Origin of the sequence: Corallococcus terminator (assembly GCF_049194865.1) — a bacterium.
Lineage (GTDB): Bacteria > Myxococcota > Myxococcia > Myxococcales > Myxococcaceae > Myxococcus > Myxococcus terminator_A.
Genome location: NZ_JBLZWL010000096.1, coordinates 35,795 through 55,394, shown reverse-complemented (window position 1 = coordinate 55,394; position 19,600 = coordinate 35,795). Strand labels below are relative to the sequence as shown.

At 68.7% G+C, this 19,600-nt stretch carries 17 protein-coding genes; 8 read left to right on the top strand and 9 right to left on the bottom strand.

From position 1 onward, the window contains the following. Nucleotides 1–43: 43 nt before the first annotated feature. From ACN469_RS29340 to ACN469_RS29305, 8 genes are all read right to left on the bottom strand, one after another. Nucleotides 44–1,252: a substrate-binding domain-containing protein gene (locus tag ACN469_RS29340; protein ID WP_498773103.1), complete on the bottom strand. Its 1,209-nt coding sequence runs from the start codon at nucleotides 1,250–1,252 to the stop codon at nucleotides 44–46. Between the two features lie 34 nt (nucleotides 1,253–1,286). Further along, a complete protein-coding gene (locus tag ACN469_RS29335) occupies nucleotides 1,287–2,144 on the bottom strand; it encodes a WGR domain-containing protein (RefSeq protein ID WP_498773101.1) in 858 nt (285 codons plus the stop codon). Between the two features lie 61 nt (nucleotides 2,145–2,205). Then, nucleotides 2,206–3,201 carry an NAD-dependent epimerase/dehydratase family protein gene (locus ACN469_RS29330; protein ID WP_498773099.1) on the bottom strand — a complete coding sequence of 332 codons (996 nt, stop codon included), beginning with the start codon at nucleotides 3,199–3,201 and terminating at the stop codon, nucleotides 2,206–2,208. Nucleotides 3,202–3,326: 125 nt separating this feature from the next. Then, a complete protein-coding gene (locus ACN469_RS29325) occupies nucleotides 3,327–4,508 on the bottom strand; it encodes a GNAT family N-acetyltransferase (protein ID WP_498773097.1) in 1,182 nt (393 codons plus the stop codon). 56 nt (nucleotides 4,509–4,564) lie between these two features. Beyond that, entirely contained in the window at nucleotides 4,565–5,092 is a 528-nt protein-coding gene (locus ACN469_RS29320) for an FHA domain-containing protein (RefSeq protein ID WP_498773095.1), read from the bottom strand. Nucleotides 5,093–5,111: 19 nt separating this feature from the next. Next, nucleotides 5,112–6,242 (bottom strand): hypothetical protein, encoded by a 1,131-nt coding sequence (locus ACN469_RS29315; protein WP_498773093.1) that lies wholly within the window; start codon nucleotides 6,240–6,242, stop codon nucleotides 5,112–5,114. 247 nt (nucleotides 6,243–6,489) lie between these two features. Next, nucleotides 6,490–8,040 carry a GspE/PulE family protein gene (locus ACN469_RS29310; protein WP_498773091.1) on the bottom strand — a complete coding sequence of 517 codons (1,551 nt, stop codon included), beginning with the start codon at nucleotides 8,038–8,040 and terminating at the stop codon, nucleotides 6,490–6,492. 96 nt (nucleotides 8,041–8,136) lie between these two features. Then, the gene (locus ACN469_RS29305; RefSeq protein ID WP_498773089.1) at nucleotides 8,137–10,515 is read right to left on the bottom strand and encodes an ATP-binding cassette domain-containing protein; all 2,379 of its coding nucleotides are present in this window, start codon (nucleotides 10,513–10,515) and stop codon (nucleotides 8,137–8,139) included. Nucleotides 10,516–10,664: 149 nt separating this feature from the next. On the opposite strand from ACN469_RS29305, the gene ACN469_RS29300 reads away from it, so the two are divergent. The 7 genes from ACN469_RS29300 to ACN469_RS29270 all read left to right on the top strand — a co-directional run bounded on the left by ACN469_RS29300 (nucleotide 10,665) and on the right by ACN469_RS29270 (nucleotide 17,704). After that, nucleotides 10,665–11,012, top strand: coding sequence for a metalloregulator ArsR/SmtB family transcription factor (locus ACN469_RS29300; protein ID WP_176433512.1), 348 nt, complete (start codon nucleotides 10,665–10,667; stop codon nucleotides 11,010–11,012). Beyond that, the gene (locus ACN469_RS29295) at nucleotides 10,999–11,544 is read left to right on the top strand and encodes an SRPBCC family protein (RefSeq protein WP_498773086.1); all 546 of its coding nucleotides are present in this window, start codon (nucleotides 10,999–11,001) and stop codon (nucleotides 11,542–11,544) included. Before ACN469_RS29300 ends, ACN469_RS29295 begins: the two co-directional genes overlap by 14 nt. Nucleotides 11,545–11,562: 18 nt before the next feature. Beyond that, nucleotides 11,563–11,961 (top strand): DoxX family protein, encoded by a 399-nt coding sequence (locus tag ACN469_RS29290; protein WP_498773085.1) that lies wholly within the window; start codon nucleotides 11,563–11,565, stop codon nucleotides 11,959–11,961. 15 nt (nucleotides 11,962–11,976) lie between these two features. After that, nucleotides 11,977–12,399: a DUF1801 domain-containing protein gene (locus ACN469_RS29285; protein ID WP_498773083.1), complete on the top strand. Its 423-nt coding sequence runs from the start codon at nucleotides 11,977–11,979 to the stop codon at nucleotides 12,397–12,399. Between the two features lie 304 nt (nucleotides 12,400–12,703). Beyond that, complete coding sequence (mxcH, locus tag ACN469_RS29280; RefSeq protein WP_498773081.1) at nucleotides 12,704–15,304, top strand: TonB-dependent siderophore myxochelin receptor MxcH; 2,601 nt, start codon at nucleotides 12,704–12,706, stop codon at nucleotides 15,302–15,304. A 56-nt stretch (nucleotides 15,305–15,360) separates the two neighbouring features. Beyond that, nucleotides 15,361–16,638: a hypothetical protein gene (locus ACN469_RS29275; protein WP_498773079.1), complete on the top strand. Its 1,278-nt coding sequence runs from the start codon at nucleotides 15,361–15,363 to the stop codon at nucleotides 16,636–16,638. Nucleotides 16,639–16,747: 109 nt separating this feature from the next. Beyond that, a complete protein-coding gene (locus tag ACN469_RS29270) occupies nucleotides 16,748–17,704 on the top strand; it encodes an alpha/beta hydrolase (RefSeq protein WP_498773077.1) in 957 nt (318 codons plus the stop codon). 84 nt (nucleotides 17,705–17,788) lie between these two features. Here ACN469_RS29270 and ACN469_RS29265 read toward each other — a convergent pair whose 3' ends face one another. Beyond that, nucleotides 17,789–18,676 (bottom strand): siderophore-interacting protein, encoded by an 888-nt coding sequence (locus tag ACN469_RS29265; protein ID WP_498773075.1) that lies wholly within the window; start codon nucleotides 18,674–18,676, stop codon nucleotides 17,789–17,791. A 36-nt stretch (nucleotides 18,677–18,712) separates the two neighbouring features. Between ACN469_RS29265 and ACN469_RS29260 the strand changes: the two genes are divergently transcribed. After that, the gene (locus ACN469_RS29260) at nucleotides 18,713–19,534 is read left to right on the top strand and encodes an AraC family transcriptional regulator (protein WP_498773073.1); all 822 of its coding nucleotides are present in this window, start codon (nucleotides 18,713–18,715) and stop codon (nucleotides 19,532–19,534) included. The last annotated feature ends 66 nt before the right edge of the window (nucleotides 19,535–19,600 follow it).

Here is a 19,600-nt window from a genome sequence, read left to right as displayed (position 1 = left end):
GTCCGTCCGCGGGGCACGGCAGACGTCGGGAATCCCGGAGGCGCTAACGACCGGAGGTCAACACGCGCTGCCACAGCGTCAGCAGGTCGCGGACCACGGGGCCTTCGGGGACCTCCGCCACGGGAGGCACATCCACGCGGACTCCGTGGGCGGCCAGCTTCGTGAAGGGATTCTCCGGGTCCTGGGTCTTGAGCGGCACCGCCGGGTCCGCCGGGCGGAAGCCGAACGACAGCGCGCGCTCCTGCACCGGACGGCTCTGCAGATAGCGCAGCCACTCCAGCGCCGCCGCCTTCTGCGCGGGCGTCACCCAGTCCGCCTGGAGCACCGCCGCGGGATGGTCGCTCCACAAGGTCAGCGCCGGGTAATACACCCGCAAGTCGCCCCACCGGCCCTGCGCGTGCGACAGCTCCGCGATGGCCAGGTTCTCGTACACCACCGCGATGTCATAGCGGGACGGGCCGAAGCGGACCATGTCCGCCATGAAGGTGCCCGTGGAGGGCTCGAAGCGGGTGACGCCTCGCTCCAGCGCCTTCATCCAGTCCTGGTAGCGCGGGTCCAGCAGGTCCGCCACCGTGAGCCCACCGCGCTTGCCGTAGTACTCCAGCGTGGCCAGCAACAACGCCTGGAGCCCGGAGTTGGAGCGCGTCGGGTCCGTGTGGCCCAGCTTCACGAACCCCCACTCCGGCTTGCCGCCAATCGCTGGCCAACCCTGGGGACTCGTCACCGCCTTCTGCAGCACCTTCCACGACACCGCGCCGCCACCACTCGCCTTGCGCAGCACCTCCGCGCGGTCCTCCCACACCACGAAGACCAGCGGCGTGATGACCAGCGGACGCGGAGCCTGCTCGCCCTCCTCCGCGAACAACGGTCCTCGCGTGGGGTCCGTGGCCCAGTCGGAGGCCAGCATGCGCAGCACCGCGCTGTCCGCCGGGCTCCACACCGTGGGCTGCTCACGACCGTCGAGGATGGCCTGCGCCGCGTCCAGCGACCCGCGCCCCACCAGCTTCAGCCGGATGTGGGGATGCTGCTTCTGGAAGTCCGCCGCCGCGGCCTCCACCCACTCCTTCTTCTCCGTGCTGTAGAGGAAGGAGATGTCCACCACCTCGCCGGGCCTCGGAGGCCGGGCCGGTGCGGTCACCGGCGTGCCGGCCTCCTGGACACCCGGAGCCGGTGGCTCACGACTGGCGGACAGGTAGAGGACCCCGCCCAGCGCGAGAAAGAGCCCGACGACGATGAGAACCCTGGGTGTCATGTGTCGATGCGCCCCCCTCGCGCTCCGCCTCGCCTCACGCCTCCAGGCGCGAGAGCCGACCAGCGAGCTGCGTGTCGCTCCCCGTGTTCACACCCTTCACCCACTCCGTCAGCGAGCCACCCGACGAGGTCAGCTTCGCCTCGACATGCGGACGCAGCACGCCCCAGCGCTTGCCCCAGCCCTCTTCGGACGCGCTGCCCTTCATGCCCGGACGCTCCGCGAGCAACAGCCCCAGCCGCAGCGCCAGCTCCGGCTCACCGAGCGACTCGGCCCGCCGCACCATGGCGAGCGCCTCCGTCTCCGGTGCGCGACGCCACGCCTCCACGGCGCGGGAGAAGGCCGCCACGTCCAGCTCGCTCAGCAGGCCCAGCGCGTGCCGCAGCGGCAGCCGGCCGTCCTTCGGCGAGGCGACGACGCGCGCCATCAGCGCCTCGAAGGTGGAGGCCAGCTCCGCGTGCGCGGCGGGGTCCACGCCACCGAGCGCTCGCAGCGCACGGCGCGCGCTCCGGGCCCGTGAAGTCACTTCCCAGCTTCGCCAGCCCAGCCGCGCCCGCAGTCCCGCGAGCGCATCCGCGGCGGCCTTGAGCGTCTCCGGCGTGGGCCGGGCGACGGGCACGCGGAGAGGCAGCGCGACCTTCTCGGGCGCGCGCGGCGCGGCGGCGACGGGCGCGGGCGCGGCACCATCGGCCGTCACCTCGCGGTAACCCTCGCGCACCTTCTCCGCGACCTTCTTCTCGTACTCACGCTCGGCGGCCGCCGCGTCGGGGAACGCCTTCTCCTTGCGCTGCCCCGCGGTGCCGATGCGGCCGAACGTGACGATGAAGTTGTTGCCCTGAACCTCCGGCTGCCAGAACTTGGAGCTGGTTCCCTCGACGAACTCGAACCTTCGCATGGCCCATCCTCCTCGCGCATCGGCCGGCCCGCTAGGCTAGCGCACGCGCACGTGTCGCGCCTCACGCGGCGCGCGAAGACCGCTCCTGGAACGCCGTCTCCATCTCCTTCAGGCCGATGGAGCGCGGCATCCGTCCTTCGTACCCCAGCTCCTGCCGGGCCTTCTCGTCGCTCACCGTCACTTCGCGGCCAATCAGCAGCACCTCCGTGCGGCTGAGGGGCGGCCGGCCCGGCAGCCCGAGCGTGTTCCACGCCAGGTCCGCCACCGTGGCCACCAGCGCGGCCAGACCGTAGGGAATCGAGCTGTTGCCCGGGTCCACGCCCTGCGACTTGAGCATCGCGGTGACGAACTCCCGGAACACCACCGGCTCGCCGTCGGTGAGGAAGTACGCCTCGCCGCCACGGCCCTTCTCCGCTGCCAGCAGCATGCCCTCCACGCAGTTGGCCACGTGGCAGGTGGACGTCAGGTAGCGCCCATCCCCCACCCACTTGAAGCGCCTGGTGCGCACCGCGTCCACCATCTGCGGCAGCACCGACGTGTCACCAAGTCCCCACACCAGGCGCGGACGCACCGCCACCGTGGTGAAGTCCGCGGAGCTGACGCTCAGCACGCGGCGCTCCGCCTCGTTCTTGGTGGAGGGGTAGTCGCCGATGGGGCGCTCCGGCAGCGGCCAGGTCTCGTTGACCTTCACCAGCGGCGTGCCGTCCGCCATCACCGCCTCCGTGCTGACGTGCACCAGCCGCTTCACCCCGGCGGCGCGAGCGGCCTCCAGCACCCGCTCCGTGCCGCGCACGTTGGCCTCGTAGTACTCCGCGCGAGGCGCCCACGACTTCACCAGCGCGGCCGAGTGGAAGACGGTGTCACAGCCCTCCATGCCCTCCCTCAGCTTCGCCACATCGGACAGGTCGCCCTCGAAAGGCGCTCCGCCCGCGGCCACCACCGTCGCGATGGCCTCCGGAGAGCGCGCCAACGCGCGAGCCTCGTCGCCGCGCGCCTTGAGCGCCGCGAGAAGGTACCTGCCCACGAAACCGGAACCACCGGTGACGAACGCCCGCATGGACTGCTCCCCTAGCAATGAGGTCTCGGGCTCCTACCATCACCCGCCCTCGACGCGGTAGCCACCCGACGGCCTGGGCCCCCATTCGAGCGCCCTGGCGCCCGACGAGGAGCCCCCGCCCTCTCTCAGAACATGTCCCGCAGGGACGGCTGCGGCCCGGCGAACAGCGCCATCGCCGCCTCCACGGAGGCATCGTCCGCCTCCACCAGCCCCACCGAGCGCAGGGAGGCCGCGGACTGGAAGCCGGTGTACAGCGGGCCCAGCTGGCGGATGTCCAGCCGCAGCCGGCCCTCGCCGCCGCGCGTCACCCGGCCCACGCCGTCCTCCACCTTCAGCACGAAGCGCCCCTGGTTCTCCGGGAAGAGCTCGTCCGTCACTTCCAGGTGAAGCGAGCCGGAGAGCCCCCGCGTCCAGCCACGGGCCTCCAGCGCGGAGACGACATCCAGCACCCGCACCATCCAGTGCATGTACACCTTCACCGAATAGGACTGCTCGCGCAGCAGCAGGAGGAACGGGTCGTCCGGGCCGCCGTACCACACCACTTCCGTGCCCAGGGAGTGGTGGTCGCCCAGGAAGCGCAGCAGTCTGCGCGCCGCCGCGGGTGTGGTGGCCACGATGTCCGTGAGGGCCAGCTCCTGCTTCAAGTCCTTGAGTGGCCGGCGCGCCAGGTAGACGTAGCCCTCCACACCGGCGCTGCCCTCCACGAGATAGCCGTGGACGGGCTCGGAGCGCGGGTTGCGCACGCGGCCCCAGGAGAACTCGCTCCGGTCCAACCAGCCCTGTCGGAAGCGGGCCACGCTCGTGTAGCACGCGGCGATGGCCTCCTCGTCGCGAGGCTCGATGGCTCGCAGCGACAGCGAGCGCTCGCCCATCTCCAGCGCGGACATCTGCACGCGCGTCTCGTAGCGCGCTCCGGCCTGCTCATAGCCCGCGCGGCGATAGAGGGGCTGCGTGGCGGGGTAGAGGATGGAGAGCGCGGCGCCCGACTCGCGCGCCTCCTGCACCAGTCGGGTCATCAGCCGGGTCGCCGTCCCCTGCCCTCGATGGAGCGGCGAGACGCCCACACCGCCCACACCGACGACGGGCACGCTGCGCCCGCCGTACCACTGGCCCTTCCGGATGGAGACCAGCGTGCCCGCCACCTTCCCGCCCTCGCGCAGCAGCCGCAGGTCGCGGGAGTCCAGCCGCTGCCTCCATGCGATGCAGTCCGCCGGCGTCATCGCATAGGCGTGCATCAGGATGTCCGCCACGGCGGACAGCTCCTGCTCATCTCTCGGCGGCCCAAAGTCATCCGGCTTCGCGTCCACGGCCACATCCCTCCAGGGGTGCGCTCACGCCCCCTGGGGGCATCCTACCGGGGGGCTCACGGGACGACGCGCTTCATCTTCGAATAGAAAGAAGGCGCGAGCAGGTAGGCGAACGTCGCGTCTCCGAAGCCCAGCAGGTCTCCGTCCCGCACGTGCAGCTCTCCGCCCGACTCCACCTCCTTGGCGTTGACGAACGTGCCGTTGCTCGACTTCAGGTCCACCAAGGTGCAGCCGACCGACGGCCCCCACCAGCAGAGCTTCGCGTGGCGCTTGGAGACCGAGGGCTCGTTGACCACCAGGTCGCAGTCCGGCTGACGCCCCACGGTGAGCACGTCCTGTCCCTCCACGGGCGGCAGCGTCGCCACGGTGAGCGCGTCGAAGTGCAGCCAGAGCGCGACCTGCTGTCGCTCCAGGCTGGGGATGTCGCGAGCCATCGTCGTGCGCGCGGCGCCCATCTTCAGCGCCAGCTGCGCCATCACCGGGCTGGGCGGACGCTGAACCAGCACGAACGGCCCCACCTGCTTGCAGAAGAACGCTTCTGTCAGACGGGAGCTCAGCGCGCGCAGTTCCTGGACGGTCATCATGGTTGCTCCCCCGAATCGCTCACGCGCGCGATTCTGCGGGTGAGCGGCTCACCGCGTCCAGCGCGTTACGCGACAGGGGGACATCGAGCCGGTGCGCGAGCCAGTAGCCCAGGTGTTCCAGGGCACGCACGTCCACCGTCCCGCGCATCAACATTTGAGCGCCCTGGGGAGTGCGCAGCAGGAGCGAGAACCTCGGGTCGCCGTCGTCGTCGTCCTCGGGCCGATGCCGCTCCACCTCGAGTTCCGTCACCTGATAGCGCACCCGACCCGCGCGCCAGAGTCCACGCTGGAGGTGGACCATGACGCCAGGGCGGACCTCCCAGCCCTCTCGCACCTGAAGCGTCCCCCAGTCCCGCCGCGCCACCAGCGCGGCCAGCGCCCCCAGCCCCACCGCCAGGAGCGTCGCCAGGAGGCTGGCGCCATCGAAGAGCTGTCGCCATGCCAGACAGACCACGGCCCCTATGAGCAGCGTGGTCACCAAGCCGTGGAACCAGGCCCAGCGAACCCGGATGTAGCGCGCGGGCCTGAGCACATCGCCCCCTTGCGCGAGCGACACCACTTCCTTCCCCATCGGCACATGATGCTTCAGCTCGGTCGCTGGGCCCCCCAGCCCCGACAGCTCGCGCATCCGCGTCCACAGTTCCTGGTGCTGCTCCGTGGTGCCATTCTGGGCCAACGCGACGGTCTTCCCCGAGGGAAGGAGCGCCATCACCCCATTGCCCGGCCCCAGCAGGTACAGGTCCGTCAGGTCGGAGTAGCGCACGCGCAGCTCGCGATGCCACGGCCCCCACCACCGCTTGCGCGTCACTCCTCGCGCATCAACCGTCACGTGCTCCCGGCCAGCGAGCGCCCACAACAACCCGACCTGCACGACGACGCCCACGGGAGTCCAGACCAGCACCCACGCCGACAGGAACATGGCGGCCAGCACCGCGCCCGCGGTCGAGGTCGGTACCGTCGACGCCTGCGCCACCAGGGGGATGGGCCGCAGGAGCGCCAGGAGCAGCTGGAGGAGCGCGCGGAAGCCCACCGCGACACCGGCACTCCAGCCCACGGTCCAGAAGACCCAGCAGAGCGCGAGCGCGAACCGTGACGCATAGGAGGGCCGCAGCCGCGCCCGCCAGACCGCTCCTTCCTTCGTGAGCCACAAGACGATGGTCCTCCTGGATGCTCCGCCGGGTGAAGGCGACGTGGCACCGACGACGGTGCGCTCTCGACTCAAGCGCTCCCGCGTCGTCCGGAAAGCGCGTCACCAGGTTGTCACGTGGTCATCCCCAGGACGTCACCCTTCGCTCCTGGCGACAACATCACCGCCACGTCGTGGCGCTCGCCGCATCGCCTGACTCCTAAGTGAAGCACTCGACCCGGGAAGCCCCGTGCGCCGCGACGGCGTGGGTCTACGCTTCGTCGTCCGGCTCCACACCGAAGCGCTCATCCCGCGTCGTGAGGATGTGCCGATAGGGCACCACGCGCACCAGCTCCGCCACCGTGGTGGCTCCGGCGTTGACCTTGTCGAGCCCGTCCTCCATCAGCGTTCGCAGACCGTGCTTCCGCGCGTATCGGCGCAGCCGCACCGTGGGCTCGCCGTGCGCGATGAGGTCCTGGAGGTCAGGGTCCACCACCAGCAGCTCGAAGATGCCGGAGCGGCCTCGATAACCCGTGTGGTTGCACGCGGCGCACCCTCGCCCGGCGCGCGTGTGGACCCCATCCAGCAACCGTCCCAACAGCTTCGCCTGCTCCGGCGTGGGCCGCGTGTCCTCCACGCACTGCTCGCAGATGCGCCGCACCAGCCGCTGCGTCAGCACCGCCAGCAGCGAGTCCGCCACGTCCACGTCGTCCAGCCCCAGGCCTCGCAGGCGCGCCACCGCGCCCACCGAGTCCGCGGTGTGCAGCGTGCCCAGCACCACGTGTCCCGTGGCCGCGGCCGTCAGCGCCATGCTGCCCGTCTCCAGGTCGCGCACCTCGCCCACGAGCAGGACGTTCGGGTCCTGGCGCAAGAGAGCGCGCAGCAACGTCGCGTAGGGCATCTGCGGCGTCACCTGCTTCTGGTTCACCTTGGGGACGTAGTACTCGATGGGGTCCTCGGCGGTGACAATCTTGCGCCGCCCGTCATTCAGCTGCGCCAGCGCCGAGTACAGCGTCGTCGTCTTGCCGCTACCCGTGGGTCCGGTGACGAGCACCAGGCCCTCCGGGTTGGAGAGCAACTGGAGGAAGACGGCCTGCATGGGGGGCGACATCCCCAGCTTCTCCACGGGCACCAGGCCCACGCTCGCATCGAGGATGCGGATGACCACGTCCTCGCCCGCGGGACTCGGCACCACGCTGACGCGGAAGTCCACCACCTTGCGCCCCTCGGGCCGCTCGACGATGGCGCGCAGGCGACCGTCTTGAGGGCGGCGGCGCTCGGTGATGTCCAGTCCGGCCAACACCTTCACGCGGCTGACCACGCCCGGCAGAGAGCGCGGGTCGATGTCCGTGTAGGACTGATGGAGGATGCCGTCGACGCGATAGCGCAGGTCCACGTCGTCGAAGTAGCTCTCCACGTGGATGTCGGAGGCCTTCATCTCCACGGCGTTGAAGAGGACGTGCTCCACCAGCTCCACCGTGGTCGGCGAGTGGGTGAGCTTGACGCCGGGCCTCAGCACGACGTCCGCCGTGACACGAGGCCCCGCGCCGAAGCCGACCTCCAACGCGGACTCGATTTCGTAGGTGTTCAGCCGCACCGTGTGGAGCGGGCGCCGGAGGAACTCCGTGACCAGCTCCAGAATCGCGCCATTGTCCGGGTTCGTCGTGCCCACCGTCACCGGCGCGTCGTGGGCCGCCGGGTCCACCTTGCCCAGCACCGCCACCTGGTTGCGACGGCAGAACGATTCGGGAAGCAGCCGGAGCGAGGCCCGGTCCAGGGTGAACTGCGCGAGCTCTGCGAAGGCGGGGGAATCCTCGGACATGGCGGACCGAGGCTATCAGTCGCGAGTCATGTCGGGCGCACCGCCATTCCTCCCGAGGCCCGGAAGGGAATGGCGGTACCGGGCCAGCCGCCGCTCTTAGCGGACGTAGGTCGCGAGGTGCTCGGCGGTCAGCGTCGACCGCGCCGCGACCAGGTCCGCCGGGGTGCCCTCGAAGACAATCTTGCCGCCCTCGTGGCCAGCGCCCGGCCCCAGGTCGATAATCCAGTCAGCGTGCGCCATGACCGCCTGGTGGTGCTCGATGACGATGACCGACTTGCCGGAGTCGACCAGCCTGTCCAGCAGTCCGAGCATCTGCTCCACGTCGGCCAGGTGCAGGCCGGTGGTCGGCTCGTCGAGCACGTAGATGCCGCCGTCCGTGCCCATGTGCGTCGCGAGCTTCAGCCGCTGCCGCTCGCCACCCGACAGCGTGGTGAGCGGCTGACCGAGCCGCAGGTAGCCGAGCCCGACGTCGGCCATGTGCTTGAGAATCTCATGGGCGGCCGGCGTACGCGCCGCGCCGGAGCCGAAGAAGGTGACCGCGTCCTTGACGGGCAGGTCGAGCACTTCGGCGATGTTGAGCCCGCCGAGCTTGTATTCCAGCACCGCCGCCTGGAACCGTCGGCCCTCGCAGTCCTCGCAGGGCGTGCTGATGCCCGCCATCATCGCCAGGTCGGTGTAGATGACCCCGGCGCCATTGCACGTGGGGCAGGCGCCCTCGGAGTTGGCGCTGAACAGGGCGGGCTTCACGCCGTTGGCCTTCGCGAACGCCTTTCGGATGGGCTCCAGCATGTCGGTGTACGTCGCCGGGTTGCTCCGCCGCGAGCCACGAATCGGGGCCTGGTCGACCGACACCACGCCCTCCCGGCCCGACACCGAGCCGTGAATCAGGGAGCTCTTTCCCGACCCTGCCACGCCCGTCACCACCACCAGCACGCCGAGCGGGATGTCGACATCGACCTTCTTCAGGTTGTGGGAGCTGGCGCCGCGCACCTTCAGCGCCCCCGATGACTTGCGCACCGACGGCTTCAAGGAGGCCCGGTCGTCGAGGTGCCGGCCGGTGAGGGTCTTGCTCGCCCGCAGCGCGGCGACGGTGCCCTCGAACACCACCTGGCCCCCCGCGGTGCCGGCGCCGGGGCCCAGGTCGACGACATGGTCGGCGATCTCAATGACCTCCGGCTTGTGCTCGACGACCAGCACGGTGTTGCCCTTGTCGCGCAGCCGCAGCAGCAGGTTGTTCATCCGCTGGATGTCGTGCGGGTGGAGCCCCACGGTCGGCTCGTCGAACACGTACGTCACGTCGGTGAGCGCGGACCCGAGGTGACGAATCATCTGGGTGCGCTGGGCCTCGCCGCCCGACAGCGTCCCCGACGGCCGGTCGAGGCTGAGATAACCCAGCCCAATCTCCACGAACGAGTCGAGCGTCTGCCGCAGCGTCGTCAGCAGCGGCGCGACGGAGGGCTCGTTCAGCCCGCGCACCCACTCGGCCAGGTCGCTGATCTGCATCGCACAGGCGTCGGCGATGTTGAGCTTCTTGATCTTGGAGGACCGGGCCGCGGCGTTGAGGCGGGTGCCATTGCACTCGGGACAGGGGGTGAACGTCACCGCCCGCTCCACGAACGCGCGGATGTGCGGCTGCATCGCCTCCTTGTCCTTGGTCAGGAACGACTTCTGGATTCGCGGAACCAGCCCCTCGTAGGTCAGGTTCATGCTCTCGAACTTCACCTTGGTCGGCTCGCGATAGAGGAAGTCGTGGAGCTCCTTCTTGGTGTACTTGCGGATGGGCTTGTTCGGGTCGAGGAAGCCCGAGGCCCCGAAGATGCGCACCTGCCAGCCGTCGGCGGTGTAGCCAGGAATCGTGAGCGCGCCCTCGGCGAGTGACTTCGTGTCGTCGTACAGCTGGGACAGGTCGATATCCGTCACCGAGCCCATGCCTTCGCATTTCGGGCACATGCCGCCAGCAGCCGTGAACTCGCGCTTCTCCGTCTTCGCCTCGCCGTCGCCCTTGTCGATGGAGATCTGCCCCACCCCACGGACCGACGGGACGTTGAAGGAGAAGGCGTTGGACGAACCGATGTACGGCTTGCCCAGGCGGCTGAACAGCACGCGCAGCATCGCGTTGGCGTCGGTCGCAGTGCCAACCGTCGAGCGGGAGTTGGCGCCCATCCGCTCCTGGTCGACGATGATGGCGGGCGTCAGCCCTTCCAGGACGTCGACCTCGGGTCGGCCCAGGCTCGGCATGAAGCCCTGCACGAACGCGCTGTAGGTCTCGTTGATGAGCCGCTGCGACTCCGCGGCGATGGTGCCGAACACCAGCGACGACTTGCCCGAGCCCGACACGCCGGTGAACACCGTCAGTCGCCGCTTCGGGAGCTCGACGCTCACGTCCTTCAAGTTGTTCTCACGAGCACCTCGGACGCGAATCAGGTCATGGCGGTCCGCGGGAGGCTGGCTGGGGGAGGTCTTGCGCTCGTTCATGGCGTAGGACACCAACGGCTAGGGGAGTTTGGGGTGTGGGAAATCCGAGCGGGGCCGACCGCTCGGCTGCCTGGCTTCTATGTCGACCGACGGTCGACGGCGAGGAACATGCCTTGACGGTTATATACCTGAATGGGTATATATCCAGCGTGGAATCATCGTTCGCCATCATCGCGGAGCCCCACAGACGGGCCATCTTGAGTCTGCTGCTCTCGTCGGAGCGCTCGGTGGGTGACCTCGAGCGCGAGCTTCGACTGTCGCAGCCGTCTGTCTCCAAGCACCTGCGGGTGCTGCGAGACGCGGGGTTCGTGGAGTCACGCATCGAGGCGCAGCGTCGCCTCTACCGACTGAGACCGGAGCCGCTCATGGAAGTCGACGAATGGCTGATTCCGTTCCGGCGCTTCTGGTCGAAGCACCTGGATGCGCTGGAGCAACACCTCGACAAGATGGACAAGGTCCCCCCAGTGAAAGGAAGGAAGAAACATGAGCAGCCGTGAGCGCTACACGCCGGGTGCCGCGTCGGGTGCCAGGATCCAGAAAGAGGGAGAGAAGTGGACGCTCGTGCTCGTGCGCGACCTCTCCCACCCTCCCGCGAAGGTCTGGAGGGCCATCACCGAGCCCGAGCACCTGCGCGAGTGGGCGCCGTTCGACTCCGACCGGAATCTGGGGAGCGTTGGCACCGCGAAGCTGTCGACCGTGGGCGCGCCGAAGCAGATGGTCGCCGAGACGCAGATCAAGCGGGCGGAGGAGCCGAAGCTGCTCGAATACAGCTGGGGGGGACAAGACCTCCGCTGGGAACTGGAGCCGCGGGGAGCCGGCACCCGGCTCACCCTCTGGCACAACATCAACCGTGGCTTCATCTCGATGGGCGCCGCGGGATGGCACATCTGCTTCGATGTGATGGATCGGCTGCTCGCCGGTGAGCCCATCGGACGCCTCGTCGGCCCTGACGCCATGCAGTTCGACGGCTGGCAGCGCTTGAACGTCGAGTACGCCAGGCAGTTCGGCGTTGAGCCCCCTACTTTCTAACGGTCACCCGAGATGAACATGCATCGCTCAAAAGGAATCGTCATTGGCTTCTGGGTCGTCACCGCGCTGCTCTGCTTGCAGATGGGCTTCACCGCCTACGCACAGTTGAGCCTGCCGGAGGTGGCGGAGGCGATCGCCGAGCTTGGCTTCCCTCACTACTTCCGCAAAGAGCTCGCGTGGGCCAAGTTGATCGGCGTGGTGTTGTTGCTCGCGCCGGTGCCGGCGCGGCTCAAGGAGTGGGCCTATGCGGGCTTCGCCTTCACCCTCGTCTCCGCGCTCATTGCCCACCTCGCGATGGGTCACGGCCTGGAGAGGTGGATCTACGCGGTGGTCACCGGTGTGCTCTGGGGGCTCTCGTACTTCTTCTGGCGCCGTCTGCAGGCCCCGGCTGTCGAGCTCCGCCCGGCGCACGCCTGATTTCTGGAGGAGACCATGAAGAAGGCAGGCGCGAGTGAAGGCCCTCCGGCGTCGGAGCTCATCTCCCAGAGAATCGTCGACCTCGGAGGCTGGCGCGGGGAGACCCTCGCCAGGATGCGCAAGCTCATCAAGGACGCGGACCCGGAGGTCGTCGAGGAGTGGAAGTGGATGGGCACTCCGGTCTGGTCGCACGACGGCATCATCTGCACGGGCGAGTCCTACAAGGAGGTCGTGAAGCTGACCTTCATCAAGGGCGCGTCCCTGGTGGACTCGTCCAGGCTCTTCAACTCGAGCCTCGAAGGAAACGCGCGCCGCGCCATCGACATCCGCGAAGGCGAGAAGGTGGACGCATCCGCTTTCAAGGAGCTCATTCGCCAGGCGGTCGCCCTCAATAGTGCGGGCAAGGCGAAGCCCTCGAAGGCGAAAGCGAAGCCCTGAGTTCGCCTCAATGTGGAAGGCACCGGCAGCCGAAAGCGTCAGTGCCTTCCACGCCAGTAACACGTTGAACTCGTCGCTGGAGAGGCCAGGGCGCAGGTCGCCATGCACCTCGAAGCCGGGTTCTTCGCTATCGGTCCCAGTAGCGCGCAGCTCCACCCGCGCCGGGCAGCCCCACCCTGAAGGTCCTCCCCGATTGACCCTACACCGCCACCACTGATAGGAGGTCTGCCGCGCCGATATTGATTTTGAATATCAATATCATGCCTACCCTCACGCCCGCGACGCCTGCCCGTAGACCGAGAACATGCCCACACTTCGTCGCTGGCCGGGCGCCCCCGCGCCGTCCTCCCTGGTCCCCACGCTCGCGCTCCTGGCCCTGCTGTCGATGGGAGCCGCGCGGGCACAGGATGCGAGCGAGACCCCGGCGCCGACGACCTCCGCTGCCCCTTCCGTCGAGGCTCCGCACTCGCGGGGGCCGGAGGCTGATGGTGAGCCCGCGCCATCCGGCGGAGTCATCCCTCCGGTGCTGCTGGCCCAGCCAGAGGCGGTCTATCCGCCCGACGCCCTCGCCGCGAGGATTGAGGGCGCGGTGAAGCTCCTCCTGACGCTCGATGAGGAGGGACGCGTCACCCGCGCGGAGGTGGTCGAGGGACTCGGGCACGGACTCGACGAGGCGGCCGTGAGCGCGCTCGAGAAGGCACGCTTCACCCCGGCGATGCAGGACGGCCACCCCGTCCCCTGCCAGTTCGAGTTCATCCACCACTTCGTCCTCGCCCCTCCGCCCGAGGACGCGCCGCCAGCCGTCGAGAGCGGCGCCCAAGGCACCACCGACACGCCCGCGCAGGAGGCGACCGCACAGCCCTCCGTGGAGTCAGCGTCTCCCGCCTTCACCTCCGTAGTCCGCGGCAAGTCGACTGAAGCCCGAGCCCTGGTGCGGGGTTCGGAGTCGGTGGACGTCGTCGAGTTGGAGAAGGCCCATGAGCGCGCCGAGGACCTCGCGGAGGTGCTGACGCGTGCCTCCGCCGTGCAGGTCCAGCGGACAGGAGGACTGGGGAGCCGGACCAACCTCTCTCTCGGGGGCCTCTCCGGCGACCAGGTGCGCGTCCTCCTCGACGGCGTCCCCATCGAGTACTCGCCGTATGTCTACGGACTCGGAAGCGTTCCCGTCTCCCTCATCCGGCAGCTCGAGGTCTTCAACGGCGTCGTCCCGGTGCGCCTCGCGACGGACGCGCTGGGAGGTGCCATCCACCTGCGCTCCGACCTCGCGGCGCCGGAGACGGGCGCGTCCCTGTCGCTCCAGGGCGGGTCCTTCGGCAGCTACCGGGGCACCGGCAGGCTGACGTGGCGGGCCCACGAGCACGTCTTCGTGCGAGCCGCGGGGTTCCATGACCGCTCGCGGAACGACTACGTCGTCACCGTCCCCGTCGACGACCCGGTGACGGGGCGCGTGTCGCCTCGCGCATTGCCTCGCAACCACGACGCCTATCGGGCGACGGGCGGCGGTCTCGAGGTGGGGCTGGAGGCGCTGCCGGGAATCGACCGGCTCGTGCTCAATGGCTACCTCGGCCGCTACGACAAGGACGTCCCGCACGACCAGTTCATGATCCAGCCCTATGGCGCGGTCACCTCCCTTCAGGAGAGCCTGGGCCTCGGCCTTCGCTACGAGGTGTCGCCCCATGAGCGACTGAAGATGCTCGCCATCGCCGGGTACAACCAGCGTGTGGGCGAGTTCTTCGACGTCTCCGACTGTCTTTACGACTGGTACGGCACCTGTCGTTCGCGACAGGCCAGGGCCGGAGAGATTGGCTCGTCGCCTCTCGAGAACACCCAGACGCGCCGGACGTGGTTTGGACGCGCGCGGCTGCTCGGGACGCTGTTCGACGCGGAGGACCTGGAGGTTTCGCTCGGCGTCGACAACAGCGAACGCAGCGGCGAGAACGCCTATCTCACCCGCCTGGAGCAGGAGGACCCCCTCCGGATTCCGCTCACGCTCACGTCCGCCTTCGGCGGGCTCTCCCATCGGCAGAGCCTCTGGGAAGGCCGGCTGGAGAACACCGTGTTCGTGAAGGGCTACTCGCAGCGCTTCGCCTCGGGGACGAACCGGGAGGCCGCGGAGGTCCGGTGGGCCGGCGGCCTCGGTGACACCTTGCGCTTCAGCGTGACGCGCTGGCTGCTCCTCAAGGCGTCCTATGAGCGGACCACGCGCATGCCGAGGGTGGACGAGCTCTTCGGCGATGGAGGGCTGCTCTCGGAGAACTCGGAGCTCGTCCCGGAGTCGAGCCACAACGCCAACCTGGGCGTGGAGCTGCTCTCGCTCGTCACGCCGGTCGGCCGCTTCGGTGCCAACGCGGTCGCGGGCGTCCGGGATATCGAGAACCTCATCCAGCTCTTCCCCGGCGACGCCACCCAGGCCTACGAGAACGTGGACCACGCCCGCTCCGTCACGGCGCACGCGGGCCTGGACTGGGACTCACCCGGCGATTGGGTGGGGCTCTCCGGCTCCGTCACGTGGCTCAACTTCCGCAACCTCGCGGAGGACGGGCAGTTCGCCCGCTTCAACGGGGACCGCATGCCCAACATGCCCTGGCTCCAGGCCTCGGCGACCGCGCGGTTCCAGGTGAGTCGGCTCTTGAGCTCCGAGGACGCGCTCGGCCTGGAGTGGACGACCCGCTTCGTCGAGTCGTTCTACCGCTCCTGGGAGAGCGCCGGGCAAGGGGGCGACAAGGCGCGGGTGCCCACGCAGGTGCTGCACTTCGCCGCGCTCACCTACCGCACCCGCGTCCAGCAACGCGCCTTCTCCTTCTCCTTCAATCTCCAGAATCTCACCGACGCTCGCGCCTTCGACATCGTCGGTGTCCAGAAGCCGGGCCGCGCGTTCTCCGCGCGCGCCACGGTTGACCTCTGAAGCGCTCGATGAGTCGCTTTGAAACCCGCGCAGCACCCATTGCCAAAGGAAGACCGATGAAGCTGAAAATCGCACTCCTCGCCCTCGCCGTGTCCGCCACCGCCTGCTCGGATTCGGACGACCCGCCCACTCCCCAGCCGACCCCCGACGCGGGAACCGTCGACCCCCTGTATGCCGTCATCACCCAGGTGGCCATCACCGGTGGCAGCACCCAGAGCTACCTGTTGACGGTGGACGACATCCAGAAGGAGCAGACGGTCGGCGTCGCCAACGCGATTGAGCTCCCCTCGGACGCGTACATCACCGCGGGCTACCCGGGCTCGGGCAAGTTCTTCGTCAGCAGCAATCAGGTGCCGACCGTAACGCCCTACACCCTCAACGCGAGCGGCGCGCCCGTGGCCGGGGATGCGCTGTCGTTCATCAGCCAGGGCGTCGCCTCGGTCAATGGCTATCAGGCCCAGCACTACTTCGTCAGCGAGACGAAGGCCTATTACTTCGACCACGTGAACTACAGGCTGGTCATCTGGAATCCCCGGGACCTCGCCATCGTCACGTCCAAGGACCTGACGTCCCAGCTCAAGGACGGAAACTTCACGTTCCGCTACTCGCAGAGCCTGGCCGTCACCGCCGGCAACAACGTCATCATCGCCGGTGGCTGGCACGCCTCGGACGTGCGGACGGTTCCCGCGAAGACGGCGCTGGTCGTCGTGAACACGCAGACCGACGAAGTCTCGGTCAAGACGGACTCGCGCTGCGGCTGGGCGCGCGACGGCGTCAAGCACACGGACGGGAAGATCTACTACGCCACCGAGCCCCTCGGCAGCGGCGCGCACTTCGTGTCTCCCGGGACGACCGCCACGCCCTGCATGATTCGCTTCGACCCCGCGACCGGCGAGTTCGATAACTGGTTCACCACGCTCGATGCCTTCGTCACCCCCGGAACGGACGGCGACATCGCGGGCATGCTGCTGCCTGGCGCGCCCGGCAAGGCGTACCTGCGGGTGATGAACAAGACCGCCGCGCAGGCCGCCTGGGACAGCGCGGTGGCCGCCTCCAGGCCCTTCAACGGGCAGAGCGCCGCCACGGGCGCCTGGTGGAACCTGTGGGAAGTCACTCTCGGCGACGCGCCGACCGCGACGCCCGTCGTCCGGAGCGACCTCGTGTCCACCAACGGCCGCACCATCCCGCAGAACCCCGGTGAGTTCCTGGTGCTGCCGGAGTTCATCAATGACAACGCCCAGACGCGCTTCCGCATCATGAGCCCCACGACGGGCCTCGGTGACGCGAAGACGGTCGTCGAGGGCCAGGTGCGCGGCCTGCTCCGCATCCGCTAGCCCTTCGTGGTCCGAGCAGAGCCCCCGCCGTGCATCAGCGGGGGCTCTGCGCCCATCGTCTCCTGTCATGAGCCTCTTCATTCCCCGGCTCCCGAAGAGTGGTCACCTGATGCGCATCCACTTGCTCCTCGTGGCGGGCCTGCTGACCGCCAGCTGCTCCACGGTTCCGGGGCCACACGCCGCGCCGGTGGCTCGGACGGAGTGGCCGCCGGTGACGCTTCCGGGGACCTTCCAGTTCGATCTCGACTCGACCCACACCGGAAGGACTCATCGGGTGTACGTGGCGGTCCCCGAGGGCCAGGCGCCCGCCGAGGGCCATCCGGTCATCTACCTCCTGGATGGCGGTGCTCACTTCCCCACCCTGGACCGCCTCACGCGCGTCCTCCCCAGGCTCGCGAAGGGCTTTGGCGTCGCGGCGACACCGCCCATCATCGTCGGGCTGGCCTACCCGGGAGACCAGCCCTACAACGACCAGGCGCGCGGTGAGGACTACACGCCACCAGCTCCAGAGTTGTCGAACACGGGGGACCGGTTCTCGAAGAAGCAGGGAGGAGCGGATCGCTTCCTGGACTTCTTGAAGAAGGAGCTTGAGCCAGCGCTTGCATCGAGGTTGCAGCTTGATGCCTCGCGCACCGCGCTGATGGGGCACTCCTATGGAGGGCTCCTGGTGCTGCATGCGCTCTTCACGAGGCCCACGTCCTTCGGCACGTTCATCGCGGGGAGCCCGTCCATCTGGTGGAACGACCGGTATGTGCTCACCGAAAAGAAGGTGCTCCTCGAGCAGCATGCACGGACGCCGGTGAAGGCGCGCGTGCTGCTCACGGTGGGAGGGCTGGAGCAGAAGCCGCGCAAGAGCGAGGGGCCGCGGGGCATGCTCACCGTCGAGCGGCGGATGGTCGACAATGCACGTGAGCTCTCCGTGGAGCTCGCGGCCCTGGGCGGCGGAGATTTCGAGGTCCGATACCTGGAGTTTCCCGGTGACGACCACTACAGCGCATCGCTCCCCATGCTGAACCGTGGGCTGCTCTTCTTCTCCGCCCCTGCCCTGCTTCCAGGCGCCGAGTAGGCCCGCACGGGCCCTTCCCCTGCATCAGACCTGCGCATGGAACCGCAGGAGTCTGGTCTGTGGGGAAAGGGCTCGGCGTTGTCGCTAACGCTGAACGCCGGAGAATCCCTTTCGTCCTGGGGCCCAGTAGGCGACGTTGGTGACCTGTTTCGTGGAGAGGCCTGCTCGTCGTACCGCCTTGTAGAGGCGCTGGAGCGATGAAGCCTTCCCGGTGAAGACGCATCGCGTCCGCGGCGCGGCTCGGAGCGCGCTCGTGAGGTCACTCTCGATGCGCTCGAGGTGACGATCCTCCGGCTCGCGCAGGGTCAGCGTCACGCCGTTCGTGATGCCGATGCGCTCAAGCACGAGGCGCGAGGCGTCCTTGGACTCCACCTCGAACGAGAACGCAACCTCTCGCAAGCCCTCCGACGTCGCTCGAATCGCGGCTGCGGTGCCGAACGAGGATTCGTCGCCGAAGAAGAACATCGGCCGATTCACGGCGGAGAGGTCAAGCGCCGAACGCGGACCGACGAGGAAGAGCTGCTCTCCGGTGGTCGCCGAAGCGAGCCAGTTCGACGCGATGCCGGGACCGTGGACGTAACCGAGAAACGTCGTGGTGCCGGTTCGGGGGTCGAAGGAGTGCGGCGTGTACGCGCGCCCGGCCAGGCCGGCGAAGCCAATCTGAATCATGTCGCCGGGTACCCAGCGGCGGTTTTCGAGATCTTCTCCGACGAGCGTGACGAGTCGGAACGCATCGCCCACGGGCTCGACTTCGCGAACCCACGCGCGACGCGAGACGAGGCGATGGAATACGGACTCGACGACGCCCGAAGGCACGGTGGACGGCGGGGGCATGGAGGAGAACATAAGCAACCAGCGCCCGTGGCCGCATTGCGCAATCAGGACAAATTGTTTATCAAAACGGCCATGGCGGTGAAGCGGCGGAGTTCGAGGGCGACACGGCTCGCGCATCCGATGGGCTGGACGACTCACGGAGACGTCCAGGTCGCGAGTGCGCCCCGTGGAGAGGTGGCGTCGTTCGAGTCGCTCGCGAGCCGGTTCGCGATTGAGGCGCGTGGGCGATGGAAGACCGCGGTCGCGCGACCGGCGAGCGCAATCGGCCTCAGCATGGCGAGCGGCGGGCTTGAGAGCGAGCCTCACTCGCACCGCGAATCGCAGCTCATGTACCAGGTGCGCGGTGAGTTGATCTGCGAAGCGTCGAACGCGCTCTGGATTGTACCGCCGCAGTCGGCGCTGTGGGTCCCCGCGTCAGTGACGCATCGAATCCGCGCACGCGCGCCGCTCGAGGGCTACACCGTCTTCGTCGAGCCCGGCGCGGCGCCGAACCTCCCGCTGGAGTGCTGTGCGGTATCGGTGACGCCGCTCTTGCGCGAGCTCTTGCTTCGCCTGGCGACACGCCCCGCGCTCTACGACCTCGAAGGACCGGACGCGCGACTGGTGAGCGTGCTCCTCGACGAGTTGGCAACGGTTTCAATAGAGAAGCATCGCCTGCCGATGCCGAGCGACTCGAGGCTTCGCCGTCTGGTGGATGCGATGACCGCCGAGCCGGCGAACCGCGCGACGACGAAGACGTGGGCGAAGCGAATTGGCATCGGTGAGCGTACGTTGAACCGCCTCCTGGTCGAGGAGACAGGTTTGAGCTTCGGCCGCTGGCGCCAGCAGCTCCACATCATCCTCGCCATTCAAAAACTCTCTCGCGGAGCGGCCGTGCAAAGCGTGGCGCTGGACCTCGGCTACGAGAGCGCGAGCAGCTTCGTGACCATGTTCCGCAAGGCGCTCGGGACCTCGCCCGCGCGGTACATGGCGAGCCGACTGGCCGCGCCCGTTTGATGCGCGCGACGTGCCAGCAGCGATGGAATTTTCGACAGACACAGGTGCATTCCAGCAGAAAGTCAC